Source organism: Enterococcus mundtii (assembly GCF_002947535.1).
Lineage (GTDB): Bacteria > Bacillota > Bacilli > Lactobacillales > Enterococcaceae > Enterococcus_B > Enterococcus_B mundtii_B.
Map to the genome: position 1 here is coordinate 187,885 of NZ_PUAP01000002.1, position 15,637 is coordinate 203,521.

The following is a 15,637-nucleotide window of genomic DNA, read 5'->3' on the forward strand; positions in this document are numbered from 1 at the left end:
ATGGCTTAGGTTGCCCAAGAAATGATGGCTTGTTCTTCTAATTGCTTTTTTAATTGTTCTGCGGAAACTCCTTTGATCTTTTCGTTATTCATTCGTCTACGATAGTTTGTCGCCGTCTCACCAGTGAATTTCTTGAACATGCGGCTAAATACGACCAAACTATTAAAGCCGACTTGATAAGCGATTGCTTCCACGGATTCTTCCGTCAGAGATAAGAGAAACGCTGCCCGATTGATACGAACACCGATCATATATTCTTTGATACTGATCCCCATGTGATTTTTGAACACACGAGAGAGATGACTTCGATTAACGGATAATTTTTTGGCGATCTCTTCAACAGTCAAACGCTCGCTGTAATGTTCTTCGATATACTGGACCGCATCAACAGCGAGGGCTGAATAACTTTTTTGTTCTCCCAAATGAACATAGCCACCATCTTCTAATAAAAGAGCGAGCAATTGATACGTCAACGCATTTAATTGCAGCTCATCGACTAGATTTTTTGTCGAGTAATTCATACATGCTAAGATAATCTCCACATATCTAGCAATCTCTGAAGAAACCATCGTGTATTGATCGTCTTTGAATAAAGAATGTTGAATGATTTTATCCGCTACTGACCCACCAAAGGAAATCCAACAGTAGACCCAAGGATCTTCACCATCCGCCAAATAAAAAGTAGAATCTCCCGGTCTAATCAAAAAAAGATCGCCTTTTTTTAATTGATATTGCTGATCTTTTACGCGATAGACCCCTTTTCCTTCCATCACGATATGCAAAATATAATCTTGACGAATAGCTGGTCCAAATGAATGAAAGGGCAATGTTTTAGAAAAACCGCAAAAATCAAAGTATAGTTCTTGTGAGATGGATTGATGTTCTTTTTTTAAAAAAATCGCTTTTTCCATTGACGCACCCTCTTTCGTATTTTCTTTATTCTACTATAGATGCAACAAAAAGTTAAATACTGCTCACAGAAATACATTCAAGTAAGTGCTCTTCTTTGATATGATTGAATGGTAAAAATAGTAACTACCTGATTGTAAACGCTTCATTTAATGGTATAGTTAATTTGACTAGGTATAAATTACGCCTACACCAACTACTAATCCAGCACCAAGAAAGGACTACTTAAATGGACATTACTAAAAAAACATTTGGAAAATCTGCACATTTGATTACTTTAACCAATCAACAGGGTACGACCCTCGCTGTTACCGATTTAGGCGCACGGATCGTCAGTTTGACATTCATGGATAGAGAGTTGATTCTAGGTTTTGATTCAGCAGAAGAATATCTCGAAAAAGATGCCTTTATCGGAGCAACGATCGGACGAACTGCTGGGCGGATCGATGCAGGCAAATTCACCCTCGACGGCCAGACGTATCAACTACCTGTCGATCCCGCAACTGGTCACTCCTTACATGGCAGTGCGCCAAGTTTTGAAGAAAAAATCTGGCAATACGAAATCATTGATGGCGAACAAGAAGCCACTGTGATCTTTACCACGACTAGTCCCGACAAAGAACGTGGTTTTCCAGGGAATTTATCCGTAGAAGTTCGCTATACCCTTACAGAAGATAATATTTGGCGTGTAACAACGAAAGCGGTCAGTGATCAATTGACACTATTCAACCCAACCAATCATGTTTATTTCAACTTGAGTGGTGATGTGACGCAACCAATCGATGACCATACTTTGTGGGTCAACAGTCAAGCCTTTGCTGAATTACGACCAGACAGCATTCCGACAGGTGAACAAATAGAAGTGACTGGAACACCTTTTGATTTTCAAACACCAACAAAACTCACGACTGTTTTCACCAGTGACTTTCCCCAAAAAGAATTATTTGATGGAATCGATCATCCATTCTTCTTAAAGGAAACAGGCTTAGATAAAACAGTTGCTTCTCTTTTAAGTCCAGATGAAACAATCAAAGTCAACGTCAGGACGGATGCATCGAGTATCGTCATTTTCACTGCCAACTTTAGGGAAGATGCACCTGAAATGCGCGGGCAACGTTTAGCGAACCATGGCGGCATCACTTTTGAAACACAAATCGCTCCAGGAGCAGAACGTTACCCTTCTTTCGGCGACATATCTTTGGCACCGGAAACACCATTTGAGACGATTACAGAATTCAAACTTGAAGCAAGAGAGGAACAAGACAGATGAATAAAACAGCACATTTAACAACGAAATTCAACGAATTATTTGGTGAAAAACCAACAACAAACTATTTTTCACCGGGTCGAATCAACTTGATCGGTGAACACACGGACTACAACGGTGGACACGTTTTTCCTGCATCGATCACTTATGGCACTTACGGAGTTGCTGCTCGCCGAGAAGACAACAAAGTATTAGTTTACTCAACAAACTTTGAGGAAATCGGCGTGATCGAATTCACGCTTGATGACCTGTCATTTGATAAAAAAGACAACTGGGCAAATTATGTCAAAGGAATGATCTTGAAATTAAAAGAAGCAGGCTATACCATCGAAAATGGCTTTGAATTGGTGATTGAAGGAACGATCCCTAATGGTGCCGGACTTTCTAGTAGCGCTTCATTAGAATTATTAGTTGGGGTTGTTTTGGAATATTTATTTGATTTAGCCATCGATCGTTTGACGCTCGTTCAAACTGGTAAAAAAGTAGAGAATGAATTCATTGGTGTCAATTCAGGGATCATGGATCAATTTGCGATCGGTTTTGGTGAGATCGACCATGCCATCTTGCTAGATACGAATACATTACACTATGAAATGGTGCCAGTTAAATTAGATGGCTACGCTGTGGTTATCATGAACACGAATAAGCGACGTGAATTAGCAGAATCGAAGTATAATGAACGCCGCAGTGAATGTGAAGAAGCCTTGAAACGTCTACAAACGAAGCTAGACATCAAAGCTTTAGGCGAATTGGATGAAGCGACTTTCGAAGCGAATACCGACTTGATCGGTGATGATACCTTGATCCGTCGCGCACGTCACGCAGTCACTGAAAATCAACGAACATTAAAAGCAAAAGCTGAATTAGAGCAAGGAAACTTAGAAGCATTTGGTCAATTATTGAATGACTCTCATTACTCACTGCGTCATGATTACGAAGTCACAGGCATCGAATTAGATACACTTGTAGACGCAGCACAAGCACAACCTGGTGTTTTAGGCGCACGTATGACAGGAGCAGGATTTGGCGGATGTGCCATCGCCTTAGTAAAAGAAGAAGCGATCCCTGACTTTAAAGAAAATGTCCATGCACGTTATTTAGAGGTGGTAGGATATGAGCCAGAGTTTTATGTGGCACATATCGGAAGCGGTACGACGAAAATTTAGTAAAAAACAGAAACATGCGTCTGAGTTTGGCAAACGACCAAACTCAGGCGCATGTTTTATTGAATCATGATTTTGAATCTAGGTTAAATAATCAGTTCTCTGCATAGACATTCCTATACCAGTTATTTCAGACAATTCAGCCAAACTTAAGTAACTACCAGTTTTTACAATTTTGTTATCGATTTCAATGATTGGTAAACTTTTTATATCTCCTGTGCGCAATAAATTGAAAACTTGAGGATTATCAATAAAAGGTAAAATCGACTGACTCAAAAAAAATAAATTTGTTTCTAGTTTCTTTCCTTTTGTATGACTATAAAACTCTTTTGTAGCCAAATCTTCATGTAATGACTTGAAAACGTAGAGTTCTTCATCATCAACTTGCTCAAATATATAATATGAAATAATCATTCTTTTATTGACACTCTCCTTCATTTCTTGTCCCGGCATCATACATTGATACGATTTTATTCATCAACATTTAACCAAGCTTCTAAAGTCTCGTTGTCTTCTATTCTAGTTATATTAGGTGACTTGTTTGCTAGCCTAACCATTCTTCTTACTTGTTTTGTTTGTTCAGGCAAATTCACTTCAAAAGGCAAACCTTTCTTTTCAATTATTTTTTTATAAAATAAAGTAATTGCCATTGTAGGAGTCATTCCTAATTCTTGCAAAATATCTTCAGCTTTCACTTTCAATTCACTTTCGATAGAAATTTGAATTCTTTCTTTTTTTAGCATCAACAGCGGCACCTCTGAGGGGTTTATACGCATAATATACTATGCTTCAAAGATTTAATCAAAAGGCTGGCGGAAATGTATTATAGTATCGATATATATCCATTTCTACTATACTTCATTTTCTTAGCGTTGATCCCACCATTATATTGTTAACTAAAATACTTAGTCACTCGAAGAATAGCTAAAGTCAATCAGATTTCTTTTTTCACAATAAAAAGACAGAAAGAATGTATCTGCATTCTTTCTGTCCCAATCATTCGAAAATTCTTTATTCCTAGTATCACTATTCTGACTTGCAACTCTACAAAGTGTTCAATCGTTTAACCTAAGATCTCAACAATTGCTTTGTTGAATTCAGGCAAGTCATCTGGTGTACGGCTAGTAACTAATTGGTTATCGATCACCACTGCTTCATCTTTGACATTGGCGCCAGCGTAAGCCACATCTGGACGAACAGTATCGTAAGCAGTCATTGTTCTGCCTTCTGTTAGACCTGTTTGGATAAACAATTGTGGCCCATGACAGATAGCAAATAACGGTTGGTCATTTTTCAAGAAGTAAGTAACGAAATCAACAAAACGTTGGTCCTTACGTAATTGATCTGGTGAAAATCCTCCAGGGATCAAGAGCGCATCGAAATCTTCAGGAGAAACTTCATCAATGCTGCGATCGATCGTGAACTCGCCACCTTTTTTGCCTTTGATCGTTTGGTTTGCTTCAAAACCAATCGTTGTCACTTCATTCCCCGCATTTTCCAATGCTTCTTTTGGTGAAGTCAACTCAATATCTTCGACTAAATCAGTTACGATTGCTGCAATTTTTTTTGCCATTTTTCCTCTTCCTTTCTTATCGCTTGATTCTAGCCTAAAGGATTTCAGAAAAGTGTGCAAATCATCTGTTTATGATTTATAACTTATTTTATTTAAAAGAAAAACTAATATTTTTCTTCTAGAGTTAAGCACCTAATTTTTCACGAACAATCGCTTCGGTCAATGTCTTTGAAAAATTCAGATGCATTTCTTTACCTAACTTATCTGCCCATTTTGGGATCGTTAACGTCTTTTTTACAGGTTCCTCTGAGCCTAAATATTCTGTTAGATCTACAGAGACCATTGAAATAAATGATTTTTCAGCATCATATTCTAATATGAATTCGGAGTCACTTTTAAAAGGGTTATTTTCTATAAGTGACAATGAACTGATAAAAGATGGTTCAGGTAATGTTCGGTCTTCTTCTATCTCAGCCGCCAAAAGAATCCCTAAGTAATCAGAGGCATTTTCGAGCGCTTCAGGAATGTCAGTTCCGCTTGTACCAGCCATCTCCGGAAAATCTGGAAAGAAAACAGAAAATCCCGAGTCATAGCCTTTACTTGTTTCTAAATAGAATAATGCCGGATATGAAACAAGCATGATTCTCCTCCTCCCTCAAGAAGCAGGGACAGAGCTATTTTAACCCTGCCTGCCTCAGTATCGCATGTTTTGTCCCTTTAGGTAGCTTGGAAGGAACAATGATTGGTCGATTTACTCCTGGTAATTCCACTTTTACATGAGATCCTTTTCCACCTATGGAAATCAACCATTTCCTGTGGTGTCATTTGCATTGTCACAATCCCCTCTAACATATCTACATTAACACGTGTAACATGCAAATAAAAGAAAAATACGTGCTATACGTGTAAAAGCAAATATAGAAAAATTATTCAATAAAAAATAAACCAAAGCAGCTATCGAAGTTCGGCTGCTTTGATTTATTTTCTGCATGTCGCTTTTTTATCCTCACGGCTACGGTACACTGGATATTCTCCAATCAATTGGACCGGAAATGCTCGCTTTTCCAGTAGTTTGATTGCTTCGTTCAATTTTGTATCTGCTTGTTCAATCTCTACTTCAATCACAAAAAAATATTCACCTAACGAGGTTTTTTGCGGTCTAGACTCGATTTTGGTCAAATTAAGTTTTTGTTCTGCAAATACCGCAAGTACTTGATATAACGCACCTGGGCGATTTTCTGGCAAGTCTACAAATAGCGTTGCTTTGTAAGTACTGACTGGTAACTGAGATGACATCGGTGAGGAACCTAGTAGCCAAAAACGGGTTTCATTGTTGCGGATCGATTGGATATCTTGCTGAACGATGATCAGACCAAACTGTTCAGCAGCTTCTTTAGGTCCGATTGCCGCGATTTTTTGTTCAGGATGCTCGGCAACCTGTTGAGCACCTTGGGCAGTCGAACCCATTTGCTCGATTTCCACGTTAGGAAACTGTTGCTTCAAAAATACTTGCGATTGTGCCAACGCTTGCGGATGACTACAGATTTTCGTTACCTCTTGCCACGTCTGTTGATGCTCAGGATGCACCATCAATTGTTGCTTGATCGGCAAAACGATTTCTCCTTGGATCGTTGGTAAGGTTTCATAGACATGGTCTAATGTGGGCAATACGGAACCTTCGATGGAATTTTCAATCGGTACCATTGCATAATCGATTGCATCGTCGATTTGGGCATCAATCAAATTCGTTAACGCTTGATACGGAGACCAATCGCCTTCGTTGAAATAATTCTTTACTGCACTATATGTGAAGGAACCTTTTGGACCTAGATAACCAATTTTCATCGATTCATCACCTGCTTTATGATTTCTGAGACAATTTCTGCTGGTGATTTACCAGTTGTTTCTATCGTAAGATCTGCTAATGTTTCATAGTGTTTTTTCCGCGAGAAAAATAATTCTTTTAACTCTGTATCATCTTTATCAAGTGCCAACGGACGGGCTTGTTTGTGATCTTGGCGGATACGTTTGATCAAAAGATCGGGATCAGCTTTTAAGTAAACCACCAGATGATCTGCTAACAATCGTTGATTTTCTTCTTGGAGGATAACTCCCCCACCTGTCGCAATGATCGCTTCTTCTTGCAACGAGGTTTTCAACAGCTTCGTTTCTTCCTGTCGAAAGGCAGCTTCGCCATGTAATTCAAAATACTCACTGATCGAGCAGCCAAACTCCTCGACTAGTTTTGTATCCATATCGATCAATGGTTTCTTTAACTGCATAGAAAGCTTGCGACTGATTGTTGTTTTACCGGCGCCCATAAAACCAATCAGCACAATTGCAGCCATTAGTTTTTCTCCTTGATCAGACCAGCTAGATCAGTGAAGAACTCAGGATAAGAAATATTTACCGCTTCTGGGTGGTTCAATTCAACTGGTTCATTGGTCAATAACGCGGCAATCTGTAACATCATGCCAATGCGATGATCCCCATGACTGTCAACAATTGCCCCATGTAAAGGTGTCGGACCATGAATGATCAGCCCATCATCTGTTGTTTCGATGTTTGCGCCCATTTTTATCAATTCTTCCGCTGTCGCATCGATGCGGTTAGTTTCTTTCACTTTCAATTCTTGCGCGTCCCGAATGATCGTCGTGCCTTGTGCTTGTGTTGCAGCTAATGCTAAAATCGGTAATTCATCGATCAAGCGAGGAATGATTTCTCCTTCGATCGTACACGCCCGTAAGTTGGCAGAACGTACCATTAAGTCAGCCGCTTGATTTTGTTGATCGATCTGCATTTCTTGGATCGAAGCACCCATTTCGATCAATACATCTAAAATCCCTGTTCGTGTTGGATTGATCCCTACTTGTTTCAACAAGACTTCACTATCTGGCAAAATACTTGCTGCAACTAGATAAAAGGCTGCTGACGAAATATCCCCAGGTACCGCCACGTTTTGTCCAACTAACCGTTGCCCGCCAGCGAGTGTGATCACTTTATCTTCTACTCTGATTTCTCCACCAAATTGTTTGATCATTTCTTCTGTATGATTCCGTGATCGTTCTTTTTCGATGATCGTTGTCTCACCGTCTGCTTGAAGTGCTGCGAATAAAATCGCTGATTTGACTTGCGCACTGGCAATTGGCATTTCGTATTCGATTGGTTTCAAAGATGCTCCGGTCACTCGTAAAGGTGGTAGGTCTGGATGTTCGATTCCTTTAAGATCTGCCCCCATTTCACGTAAAGGATTCATCACTCTTCCCATTGGACGGCGATTCAAGGAGTCATCTCCAGACACTTCTGCCGAAATCTTACTTCCAGCTAAAATCCCTAAAAGTAAACGGATCGTTGTACCAGAATTACCTGCATCTAAACGTTCTGTTGGTGTTTGTAATCCCTCTACGCCATGACCATAGACATGGATTTTCTCCTCTTCCTCTTCTATTTTCACACCTAATTGTCTAAATATGGACATCGTACTCAAGCAATCTTCTGCTTTTAAAAAGTTCGTTATCGTCGTTTTTCCATGACTGATTGCACCAAACATGATGCTGCGATGAGAAATCGACTTATCTGCAGGAACCGTTAGTTCACCTTTGATCCCATGTGTTGCGTTAAGTAATTTCATTGTCTCAACTCCTGATCCAACAGTGAAAATTTTCCGCTTGAATCAATGCTTGTCCTTTTTCTAAATCGGTTTGATTTTTGAAGGACAATTCAAGGACTCCGAAAATATCTTCTCTAGTTTCTTGTATTTTTAGATTGATGATTGAAATATCTGCTTGGCTCAAAGCCGTTGTCACCTTAGCAACTGCACCGGAAATATCCGGAATATCAACATACAGATCATAGAACGCTGGAATCGTTCCTTGTCGTTTCTTCGGCAACTGATCCCTTGTCTGCTTCGCTTGTGCAAAAAATTGATAAATGGCATCTTCATCATTGCTCGCAAGTTTTGTTTTCAATGTTTCCATGGAGGATTGCCAGTCTGCTAGTAAGGACAGCATGATTTCTTGATTTGTCAATAAGATATCTGTCCACATTTTTGGATCAGAAGAAGCAATTCGGGTAATATCCCGAAATCCTCCGGCGGCAAGTTGGGATGCTCTTGGATGTTTCTGATTGAGTTCATCACTGGTTTGCACTAAACCAGCAGCCACGATATGAGGCAAATGGCTTAAAACACCAACGATCTCGTCATGATTTTTGGCTTCCATCAACACAAATTTTGCTCGAGTCGGTTCTAATAGTTCCATCAGTTCAGCTACACGATCACTCTCATGATCATTGGTCAATATATAATAAGCTTCCTCGAACAAATTGGGATTACCGGCTTTGACCCCTGATTTATGCGAGCCTGCCATTGGGTGTCCACCAATAAAAGTAAAAGGTAATTCCTTAGCCGCTGTCATGATTGCTGCTTTCGTACTGCCAGTATCACTGACCAACACAGTTTCCTTTAACGGAAGTGCCGCTAATCGTTGCAAATAGTCCAAACTAACTTGTACAGGAACCGCTAATAAAATGACATCCATTTGACTTGCTTCTTCGATCCCAGACACCAGATGATCCACTAATTGGACTTCTTCTGCAATTTTTCTTGTTTCTGCTGAATGATCCCATCCATAAAGAGTCACATTCGATCCCTTGATGGCTCGGCAAAGCGAAGCACCAATCAGACCTAAACCTAAGACAAATACCTTTTTCTTCATATCAGTCTCCTCACTAAAAGTCTTGGATCATCTGCCGATGACTGGCAACAGATTTTTTCAGCTCACCCATGTTATCCGCTGGGAAATGTTCAAGGATCTCCACGGCAAGTGCTGTTGCAATGACGTGTTCAGCCACCACAGAAGCTGCTGGCACAGCGGTACTGTCTGAACGTTCGACACTTGCTTTATATGCTTCCTTCGTGTCGATATCCACACTCATCAATGGCTTGTAAAGTGTAGGGATCGGTTTCATCACACCACGAACGATGATTTGTTCGCCATTTGTCATTCCACCTTCAAAGCCACCTAAATGGTTCGTTGTCCGGCGGTAGCCTTGTTCTTGATCCCAGGTGATTTCATCCATGACTTTAGAACCTGGTAAAGTCGCTGCATCAAAACCGATCCCAAATTCTACCCCTTTGAAGGCATTGATACTTAGCATGGCTTGTGCTAATTTTCCATCTAATTTTTTATCCCATTGGACATAGCTACCCAAACCAGCCGGTACATTTTCAACCCGGACTTCGACGACACCACCTAAGGTATCACCTGCTTTTTTCGTCTCATCGATCAATGTTTTGACTTGTTCTTCGATCTCAAGGTCTACCATATTGACTTCAGAGATCGTTGTTTTTTCCTTGATCACCGCCACAGGTAGCACTTCAGGTATCGTTGCTTGGATTCCTCCAAGAACCGCTACATGACTGGCAATTTCAATATCTAGTGCTGCTAGGATCTGTTTTGCTAAAGAGCCGATTGCTACACGCATGGTCGTTTCTCTAGCTGAAGACCGTTCTAATACATTCCTAAGATCTTGATGTTGGTATTTCATTCCACCAACTAGATCCGCATGTCCTGGACGAGGTTTTGCTACTCGACGACGCGTGACATGTTCTTCTTCGATTGGCTCGACTGACATCACCGTCTGCCAATTTTTCCAATCTTTATTCTCCACGATCATTGTGATTGGCGAACCAAGCGTTTTGCCATGTCGAATACCTGAGGTGATCTGGACACGATCTTTCTCGATCTTCATTCTGCCACCACGACCGTAACCACCTTGTCGCCTTGCAAGATCTTCATTGATTTTTTCAAGTGAAACTTCTAAACCTGCCGGGATACCTTCAATAATGGCAGTTAACTGTGGACCATGAGATTCTCCTGCTGTTAAAAAACGCATTTAGTTCCCCTCCTCTAAATAATCTTTCACGGATTCAAGCGGGATTTCTTGGATTCTTGCTTGTCCGATCTTATCTAATAAAATAATTTTCAATGTCTTTCCACGTGCCTTTTTATCGTGGGTGATCGCATCATAAAGGGATTGCTCCTCCCAAGGTTGGTACTTGATCGGTAACTGATACTTTTCGATCATTTGGATCAATTGCGCAGTGATACCCACTGGTGATTGCCCCATCTTTTCGGCTTGTTTGGTGATTTGCACCATGCCGATTGCTACGGCTTCGCCATGACTGATTTGACCATAACCAGCAGTATTTTCGATGGCATGTCCGATCGTATGGCCAAAGTTCAATAACAAACGATTCCCGTTATCGAATTGATCTTCTTCAACAACTTGTTTCTTCACACGCAACGCCTTTTCAATGATTTTTTCACTATTAGCCAGTAAGTCAGCAACTCCTGTTAAACTTGCCAAATCTTGCCATAGCGTTTCATCACTGATTGCGCCACACTTGATGATCTCAGCGATCCCCTCTTGGATTCTACGTTCTGATAAAGTGGTTAACGTCTCTGGATCGATCAATACCCCATCTGGTTGTGCAAATGTCCCAATCATATTTTTCGCCATAGGTGCATTGATTGCTGTTTTTCCTCCAATGCTTGAATCGACTTGTGCCAGTAAGGAAGTCGGGATCTGGACAAATGAGATCCCTCGCATATAGGTGGAAGCAACGAAGCTGGCTAAATCGCCGATCACTCCTCCTCCAAGCGCAATCACCGCATCACTACGCGTAAATTGTTCTTCTGCTAAAAACGCATAGAGGTTAGCTGCCATGTCGAATGATTTGCTGCTCTCCCCAGCTGGAACAACATAGTGGACGACTTCGTAGCTTGCCCGCAACTGTTGACAAATTTTTTCGCCGTATATCGGAAAAACATTCGTATCACTGATAATCGCGATTTTTTTATTTTTCCAGATTCCTTCGATCCACTCAGACACATGATCGAGTGCATTTCGTTCAATGATGATCTCATAGCTTTTTTCTGGTAAGACAACTTCTAACATGACGCTCCTCTTTTCTATAAGGCTTTGATTTTATTCATTGCTTCAACTAAAATCTCGACTTCTTCCATCATTCTTAGGTAGTTCTTTTCATTCAATGATTGCTGTCCATCTGACCATGCGTGGATTGGATCAGGGTGGATCTCTACGATCATTCCATCTGCGCCACTAGCAACACCGGCTCTTGCCATTGGTGATACAAGATCCCAAACTCCTGTACCATGACTTGGGTCAACGATGATCGGGAAATGACTTAATTTTTTGATGATCGGTACAGCACTTAGATCGAAGGTATTACGTGTTGCTGTTTCGTAAGTACGAATACCACGTTCGATAAAGATGATGTTTGGGTTGTTTTGTACCGCAATGTATTCCGCCGCATTCAACCATTCTTCGATTGTTCCTGAAATCCCACGTTTCAAGCCAATTGGTTTACCTGTTTTCCCAACAGCTTCTAACAGACGAAAGTTTTGCATATTTCTGGCACCGATCTGAATGATATCTGTGTATTCACAAACGACATCGATATGGGCTTCATCCATGACTTCGGTAATGACTTTTAAGCCGTAATGATCCGCTGCTTTACGCATCATTTTCAGTCCTTCTTCTCCTAATCCTTGGAAAGCGTATGGTGACGTTCTAGGTTTGTAGGCTCCTCCACGTAGGACCGTTGCCCCACCAGCTTTCGCCATACGAGCAGTTTCCATGATTTGTTCTTCGCCTTCTACCGAACAAGGACCAGCCATCGTCACAAAACTACCATCACCGATTTTCAGACCATCCACATCAACGACTGTATCTTGCGGATGAAATTCTCGAGAAGTCAGTTTGTACGTATTCGAGATTTTTACTGCACGCTCCACCATGTCGTATCTTTCAAATGGTACACCTTGGATAATTTTTGGATCACCGATCAATCCTAAAACAAGACGATCTTTGCCATGGTTGATCTGGACGTCCAAGCCCTCTTCTTTGATACGTGAAAGTACTGGTTCTAGTTGGTTCACTTCAATTCCTGGTTTAATAATCAAAATCATAAGATAACATCCTTTTTTATTTTTATTTTTTTATCACTGTTTGAACACTTGATCGACAATGGAAAATCGTTCGTTGTTTACTTAAAATAACTCGTTGGAAAATGAACTACTGTGGTTCTCCTTTCGTTAGGTATAAAAAAAGCCCGCCGTAGACAAATCTACAGTGGGCCTTCACCAATTCTAACAAAAAAGCCACTATAGATTTTCATCTATGTGGCGGACAAGTCATCTCAAACATCCTTAGCCATCATAGATACAAACGTTGTGTTTGCACCCATGAATGTCATGAATACAAACCTATCTAAAATAGCTAAAGTAATACGTATTCAGTTGTGAATTCAATGTGATTTTCATAAGAAATCGCTCCAAACTGATTTAAGATTAGTTTAAGTATAGATTTCTTTCTGAAATAAGTCAACTGATTTTTCAAATCTTTTTCTCTTTATGCCAATGATCCTCTAGAAGACCGATGTTTTTTTAAAGTTCCTATTGATTTTTTCGTTGACAAAAAACACGAACATGTGTTCTAATCAGATAGAAGAGGTGACTGTTATGTTTAAAAACCAAAATCCTGTATTTGACTATCAGAAAGAACCTTCTAGAGATATTTTATGTATTGATTGCAAGTCGTTCTATGCTTCTGTTGAATGTGTCGAACTTGGGTTAAATCCGTTGGAAGCAAAGCTTGTTGTTATGTCCTACCCTTCAAATTCTTGGGAAGAACGAGGGAGCGGGTTGATTTTAGCTTCAAGTCCAGCAGCAAAAAAAGCCTACGGTATTACAAATATCAGTCGTGCAAGGGATCTCCCCTTTCCTTACCCAAAAGATTTATACATTGCCCCACCACGTATGGCTTATTACATGGAGAAAAACAAAGAAATCAATGCAATCTATAAAAAATATGCAGACGAAGCTAATCACCATGTCTATTCGGTCGATGAAAGTTTTTTAGATATCACGAACAGTTTGAACTTATTTGGGGTAAAAACAGCAAAAGAACTTGCGCAAATGATCCAGCAAGATGTATTGGATCAAACAGGGATCTACACCACTGTCGGTATTGGCGACAATCCTTTATTGGCCAAACTGGCACTAGACAATGCCTCGAAAGATTCGCCAGATCGAATTGCAGAATGGCGCTATGAAGATATCAAAAGCACCGTTTGGCAGATTCCCAATTTGACTGACTTTTGGGGAATCGGTCGAAAAATGGCTTTACGCTTGAACAAATTAGGAATTTATTCCGTTTATGACTTAGCTCATACAGACTATTATCGATTAAAAAGTGCACTCGGTGTGATCGGTACACAGCTTTACGCCCATGCTTGGGGGATCGATCGTAGTTTTTTAGGTGAAACATACACACCGAAATCAAAAAGTATGGGAAATAGTCAAATATTGAACAGAGATTACACCCGTCGAGCAGAAATCGAGATCGTCATCAAAGAAATGGCAGATCAATTAGGGACTCGCTTACGGCGTGCGGAAACAAAAACTCAAGTCATCAGTCTTTGGGTCGGTTTTTCCTTAGGATATATCGACCCCTCTGGTAAAAGAGGATTCCATCAACAATTGAAAATACCGCCGACCAATGCGAGCCAAGATTTAGCCGAGGCATTATTACGCATATTTGACCAGCATTACAAACGACAGGACATTCGCAGTATTGGCGTCAATTGTTCGCATCTCGTTTATGCAACTGGATTACAATTGAATCTTTTTGATGATCCGAAAGAACAAGTGAACCATGCAAAAGTTGACTTTATCGTGGATAAAATTCGCCAAAAATATGGATTTAAAGCAATCGTCCATGCACATAGTTTGTTGGAAGGTGGTCGAGCAATCGCTCGCAGTTCGCTTGTCGGCGGTCATGCAGGCGGAATGGCTGGTATTGAAGGTGAAGGACATGCGACGCACGAAAAAAGAATTTCTCGATTATAACGAGTACCGCGATCGACCCTTTGGCTTGAAATGGGGAACCGCTTTTGCCATGGATGAGCTGGTTAAAGGGATCGATGAAAATGCAGAAGCCGCCTTAAAAGACCTCCCACCTCAATCGCAAATGACCAGAGAGGAAATCGACCAAGTCCTGTTACAGTCCTTTCTCTATCGCCAAAAAGTGACCATTCAATTAAATACAAAGGATGAATTTGGCAGGTATTTAGAAAATATTGAAGGCGTCTTTCTTGGTGAGAGTGATGAAGATGAGGTGACGATCAATGATATCCAAATCCCTTGGCAAGAGATTCGCCATATCGAATTAAAGCAAGAAGAGAAATGGTCGCATCTCTCTACTTATACTACCATGGGAAAAATCAGCAATAGTATGCCTCAATTGCACAAACAAGAAGAGATCCAGTTGATCAAAGATGAATTTTACCAAGAATTCCCCACCGATAATGACTATACGACTAAATAAAAAAGGAAGCGTTCGTTATGAAAACGATCAATACCCATTTTGAAACAGTGATCATCACCGCTTATATCGCCAAGCAAGAGATTGCTCTCCTGACAAAAAGCGGTAAACATTACCAAGGAAAAATCCAGTCCATGATGACAGAAGAAGGTTTTTATGTAAACGACCAGTTTATTTATTGGACAGAACTAGCCACGATCGATTTAAAAGAAGAGTACTTTCACTTTTGGCAACACGTCATGACAAAAACAAGTTAGTTAGGTACTTGTATGTTCCTGCCACTTTACGAGTATAACTAGTTCTAAGATAAGAATAAAAAAAGACTATTACATTAGTTTCTAGTAACACCTAAAACAAAATAAGCGAGAAAATCCA

The 15,637-nt window shown here is 40.3% G+C and carries 18 protein-coding genes; 5 read left to right on the plus strand and 13 right to left on the minus strand.

Going from position 1 to position 15,637, the window contains the following annotated elements; translation table 11 throughout:
- Positions 1–5: 5 nt before the first annotated feature.
- On the minus strand, positions 6–911 hold the full coding sequence (locus CUS89_RS00920; RefSeq protein WP_104870681.1) for an AraC family transcriptional regulator: 906 nt from the start codon (positions 909–911) through the stop codon (positions 6–8).
- 227 nt (positions 912–1,138) lie between these two features.
- Here CUS89_RS00920 and CUS89_RS00925 point away from each other — a divergent pair, with 227 nt between their 5' ends.
- Complete coding sequence (locus tag CUS89_RS00925) at positions 1,139–2,179, plus strand: aldose epimerase family protein (protein WP_104870682.1); 1,041 nt, start codon at positions 1,139–1,141, stop codon at positions 2,177–2,179.
- Positions 2,176–3,342, plus strand: coding sequence for a galactokinase (locus tag CUS89_RS00930; RefSeq protein WP_104870683.1), 1,167 nt, complete (start codon positions 2,176–2,178; stop codon positions 3,340–3,342). The genes CUS89_RS00925 and CUS89_RS00930 overlap by 4 nt, the downstream gene beginning before the upstream one ends.
- Positions 3,343–3,420: 78 nt before the next feature.
- Here CUS89_RS00930 and CUS89_RS00935 read toward each other — a convergent pair whose 3' ends face one another.
- From CUS89_RS00935 to aroF, 12 genes are all read right to left on the minus strand, one after another.
- Complete coding sequence (locus CUS89_RS00935; RefSeq protein WP_104870684.1) at positions 3,421–3,753, minus strand: arsenic metallochaperone ArsD family protein; 333 nt, start codon at positions 3,751–3,753, stop codon at positions 3,421–3,423.
- A 56-nt stretch (positions 3,754–3,809) separates the two neighbouring features.
- Positions 3,810–4,082 (minus strand): type II toxin-antitoxin system RelB/DinJ family antitoxin, encoded by a 273-nt coding sequence (locus CUS89_RS00940; RefSeq protein ID WP_258082362.1) that lies wholly within the window; start codon positions 4,080–4,082, stop codon positions 3,810–3,812.
- Positions 4,083–4,402: 320 nt separating this feature from the next.
- Positions 4,403–4,912 (minus strand): type 1 glutamine amidotransferase domain-containing protein, encoded by a 510-nt coding sequence (locus CUS89_RS00945; RefSeq protein ID WP_010736264.1) that lies wholly within the window; start codon positions 4,910–4,912, stop codon positions 4,403–4,405.
- A 124-nt stretch (positions 4,913–5,036) separates the two neighbouring features.
- Positions 5,037–5,492 (minus strand): hypothetical protein, encoded by a 456-nt coding sequence (locus CUS89_RS00950; protein WP_104870686.1) that lies wholly within the window; start codon positions 5,490–5,492, stop codon positions 5,037–5,039.
- Between the two features lie 34 nt (positions 5,493–5,526).
- On the minus strand, positions 5,527–5,658 hold the full coding sequence (locus CUS89_RS15955; RefSeq protein ID WP_146103399.1) for a type II toxin-antitoxin system HicA family toxin: 132 nt from the start codon (positions 5,656–5,658) through the stop codon (positions 5,527–5,529).
- A gap of 172 nt (positions 5,659–5,830) precedes the next feature.
- Positions 5,831–6,697: a prephenate dehydratase gene (gene pheA, locus CUS89_RS00955; protein WP_104870687.1), complete on the minus strand. Its 867-nt coding sequence runs from the start codon at positions 6,695–6,697 to the stop codon at positions 5,831–5,833.
- A complete protein-coding gene (locus CUS89_RS00960; RefSeq protein ID WP_104870688.1) occupies positions 6,694–7,200 on the minus strand; it encodes a shikimate kinase in 507 nt (168 codons plus the stop codon). The genes pheA and CUS89_RS00960 overlap by 4 nt, the downstream gene beginning before the upstream one ends.
- On the minus strand, positions 7,200–8,483 hold the full coding sequence (aroA, locus tag CUS89_RS00965; RefSeq protein WP_104870689.1) for a 3-phosphoshikimate 1-carboxyvinyltransferase: 1,284 nt from the start codon (positions 8,481–8,483) through the stop codon (positions 7,200–7,202). Before aroA ends, CUS89_RS00960 begins: the two co-directional genes overlap by 1 nt.
- 4 nt (positions 8,484–8,487) lie before the next feature.
- Positions 8,488–9,567 (minus strand): prephenate dehydrogenase, encoded by a 1,080-nt coding sequence (locus CUS89_RS00970; protein ID WP_104870690.1) that lies wholly within the window; start codon positions 9,565–9,567, stop codon positions 8,488–8,490.
- Between the two features lie 13 nt (positions 9,568–9,580).
- Positions 9,581–10,747, minus strand: coding sequence for a chorismate synthase (gene aroC, locus CUS89_RS00975; RefSeq protein WP_104870691.1), 1,167 nt, complete (start codon positions 10,745–10,747; stop codon positions 9,581–9,583).
- Positions 10,748–11,812: a 3-dehydroquinate synthase gene (aroB, locus tag CUS89_RS00980; protein ID WP_104870692.1), complete on the minus strand. Its 1,065-nt coding sequence runs from the start codon at positions 11,810–11,812 to the stop codon at positions 10,748–10,750.
- Positions 11,813–11,826: 14 nt separating this feature from the next.
- Positions 11,827–12,846, minus strand: coding sequence for a 3-deoxy-7-phosphoheptulonate synthase (aroF, locus tag CUS89_RS00985; protein WP_066025183.1), 1,020 nt, complete (start codon positions 12,844–12,846; stop codon positions 11,827–11,829).
- 552 nt (positions 12,847–13,398) lie between these two features.
- On the opposite strand from aroF, the gene CUS89_RS00990 reads away from it, so the two are divergent.
- From CUS89_RS00990 to CUS89_RS01000, 3 genes are read left to right on the plus strand one after another with little or no spacing between them, the layout of a single operon-like run.
- Entirely contained in the window at positions 13,399–14,787 is a 1,389-nt protein-coding gene (locus tag CUS89_RS00990; RefSeq protein WP_104870693.1) for a Y-family DNA polymerase, read from the plus strand.
- Positions 14,753–15,265, plus strand: a complete 513-nt coding sequence (locus CUS89_RS00995) for a hypothetical protein (protein ID WP_104870694.1) — start codon at positions 14,753–14,755, stop codon at positions 15,263–15,265. The genes CUS89_RS00990 and CUS89_RS00995 overlap by 35 nt, the downstream gene beginning before the upstream one ends.
- 17 nt (positions 15,266–15,282) lie before the next feature.
- Complete coding sequence (locus CUS89_RS01000; RefSeq protein WP_104870695.1) at positions 15,283–15,519, plus strand: hypothetical protein; 237 nt, start codon at positions 15,283–15,285, stop codon at positions 15,517–15,519.
- Positions 15,520–15,637: the final 118 nt, after the last annotated feature.

Excerpts from the sequence above, each read along its gene's own strand:
- CUS89_RS00920 (WP_104870681.1), bottom strand. The coding sequence starts at position 911 with ATGGAAAAAGCGATTTTTTTAAAAAAAGAACATCAATCCATCTCACAA.
- CUS89_RS00925 (WP_104870682.1), top strand. The coding sequence starts at position 1,139 with ATGGACATTACTAAAAAAACATTTGGAAAATCTGCACATTTGATTACT.
- CUS89_RS00930 (WP_104870683.1), top strand. The coding sequence starts at position 2,176 with ATGAATAAAACAGCACATTTAACAACGAAATTCAACGAATTATTTGGT.
- CUS89_RS00935 (WP_104870684.1), bottom strand. The coding sequence starts at position 3,753 with ATGATTATTTCATATTATATATTTGAGCAAGTTGATGATGAAGAACTC.
- CUS89_RS00940 (WP_258082362.1), bottom strand. The coding sequence starts at position 4,082 with ATGCTAAAAAAAGAAAGAATTCAAATTTCTATCGAAAGTGAATTGAAA.
- CUS89_RS00945 (WP_010736264.1), bottom strand. The coding sequence starts at position 4,912 with ATGGCAAAAAAAATTGCAGCAATCGTAACTGATTTAGTCGAAGATATT.
- CUS89_RS00950 (WP_104870686.1), bottom strand. The coding sequence starts at position 5,492 with ATGCTTGTTTCATATCCGGCATTATTCTATTTAGAAACAAGTAAAGGC.
- pheA (WP_104870687.1), bottom strand. The coding sequence starts at position 6,697 with ATGAAAATTGGTTATCTAGGTCCAAAAGGTTCCTTCACATATAGTGCA.
- CUS89_RS00960 (WP_104870688.1), bottom strand. The coding sequence starts at position 7,200 with ATGGCTGCAATTGTGCTGATTGGTTTTATGGGCGCCGGTAAAACAACA.
- aroA (WP_104870689.1), bottom strand. The coding sequence starts at position 8,483 with ATGAAATTACTTAACGCAACACATGGGATCAAAGGTGAACTAACGGTT.
- CUS89_RS00970 (WP_104870690.1), bottom strand. The coding sequence starts at position 9,567 with ATGAAGAAAAAGGTATTTGTCTTAGGTTTAGGTCTGATTGGTGCTTCG.
- aroC (WP_104870691.1), bottom strand. The coding sequence starts at position 10,747 with ATGCGTTTTTTAACAGCAGGAGAATCTCATGGTCCACAGTTAACTGCC.
- aroB (WP_104870692.1), bottom strand. The coding sequence starts at position 11,812 with ATGTTAGAAGTTGTCTTACCAGAAAAAAGCTATGAGATCATCATTGAA.
- aroF (WP_066025183.1), bottom strand. The coding sequence starts at position 12,846 with ATGATTTTGATTATTAAACCAGGAATTGAAGTGAACCAACTAGAACCA.
- CUS89_RS00990 (WP_104870693.1), top strand. The coding sequence starts at position 13,399 with ATGTTTAAAAACCAAAATCCTGTATTTGACTATCAGAAAGAACCTTCT.
- CUS89_RS00995 (WP_104870694.1), top strand. The coding sequence starts at position 14,753 with ATGCGACGCACGAAAAAAGAATTTCTCGATTATAACGAGTACCGCGAT.
- CUS89_RS01000 (WP_104870695.1), top strand. The coding sequence starts at position 15,283 with ATGAAAACGATCAATACCCATTTTGAAACAGTGATCATCACCGCTTAT.